At 46.7% G+C, this 1196-nt stretch carries 4 protein-coding genes; all 4 read left to right on the plus strand.

Annotated elements, in window-relative coordinates:
- A partial coding sequence (locus MO867_RS22130; RefSeq protein WP_252473209.1) for a hypothetical protein occupies nucleotides 1-211 on the plus strand: 211 nt, incomplete at its 5' end.
- A 349-nt stretch (nucleotides 212-560) separates the two neighbouring features.
- Nucleotides 561-773 carry a hypothetical protein gene (locus tag MO867_RS22135; RefSeq protein ID WP_252473211.1) on the plus strand — a complete coding sequence of 71 codons (213 nt, stop codon included), beginning with the start codon at nucleotides 561-563 and terminating at the stop codon, nucleotides 771-773.
- A gap of 63 nt (nucleotides 774-836) precedes the next feature.
- Nucleotides 837-1043 (plus strand): hypothetical protein, encoded by a 207-nt coding sequence (locus MO867_RS22140; RefSeq protein ID WP_252473213.1) that lies wholly within the window; start codon nucleotides 837-839, stop codon nucleotides 1041-1043.
- A 23-nt stretch (nucleotides 1044-1066) separates the two neighbouring features.
- Nucleotides 1067-1196: helix-turn-helix domain-containing protein (locus tag MO867_RS24230; RefSeq protein ID WP_373565930.1), on the plus strand; the 130-nt coding region annotated here is incomplete at its 3' end.

Consider the following 1196-nt stretch of genomic DNA (forward strand, 5'->3'; position numbering starts at 1 on the left):
AGGAGAGGCAACCGTGACAAGAGAGCAGATTAATTCAGAAGTTCAATCCTATTTGAGATCGGGAGAGGGGGAGGCGCTGCTTGATGGACTGCTGGCGCAGCGCCTGAGTCGTTTTATTAAATACCTTAACGAACGAGATCAGCCGTTGATTTCATTGGGGGGAAAAGCACCTCAAGAGGTTGGAATCGAATTAGAGGAAGGAGTTTGTTGATTGCCTCCTCGGCAGTTACTCCATCAGCAGCAAACTCTTTATTCGTTTGACCTAATGGGCTGACGATTCTTGCGAAAAATCTGGGCTTGCAAGTAGCAGTGCCGATTTGAAGCAGTTCGTGAACCTCAATTCGAATATTTTCGGATGATTCACGCTGAAGTCGAAAAATATGGGTTTTGTAGAGTATTTCTTCATTTGAAATTAAATCGAGCATAAGAATTTCTCGTGTTGGGTTGGCACCTTCAGCATATCGAGAATCCCGTCACCTGGGTAGTGGTGAGGCTGCCGGGGCTGTCCGGTTAATAAAAAAGTATTAGTAATTCAATAAAGGATGATACGGAGGCAGGTAATGAGGTCAGGGTTGGAGTGCAAATCAAATTTAAGGACGAGTAAAAAAACTCGGGGGCGGATTGATGCTTTATCAGATCGATTTGGCATCCCAAGAGAGCAGTTACTGCGAATTATTTTAGAGGCTTCACTTCCCATTTTCGAAGCGGAGACTCCTGAAGATATCAAGAAAGCCCAAGCGGCTCAGCGCATCTTGACCATGCTGCGCGTATAAGAATTTCGACGGTTCCGGATTTAACCCAGAGCAGTAAAAACAATTCACAACTGGGGCGACACTATGCAGGACGATATTAAAACGGCGTTTACTGGACTATCCGAGTCTGAGCGTGACCGTTGGGCCTTTTGCGCCCGAAGGAACAAAAATAACACGGCATTACAGCAGGCTGAAAAAACCGTCGAAGTGGTGGCTGAAGAATTGTGCGATTTTTTAGGGCTCGATGAGACTCTCATTGGCTCTAATCAAGTGCAAGGAGGTTCACAGTGAGCATGGAGTTAATGGTTAAGGCAATGAAAGCCAGGGTGGGGAATCCTCTGCGCAAGCTGGTGCTCTTAAAGTTGGCTGACAACGCTAATGACCAGGGTGAGTGCTGGCCCAGTTATAACCACGTTGCGGAGCAATGCGAGATAAATCGCCGCT

Source organism: Microbulbifer okhotskensis, from assembly GCF_023895975.1.
Lineage (GTDB): Bacteria > Pseudomonadota > Gammaproteobacteria > Pseudomonadales > Cellvibrionaceae > Microbulbifer > Microbulbifer okhotskensis.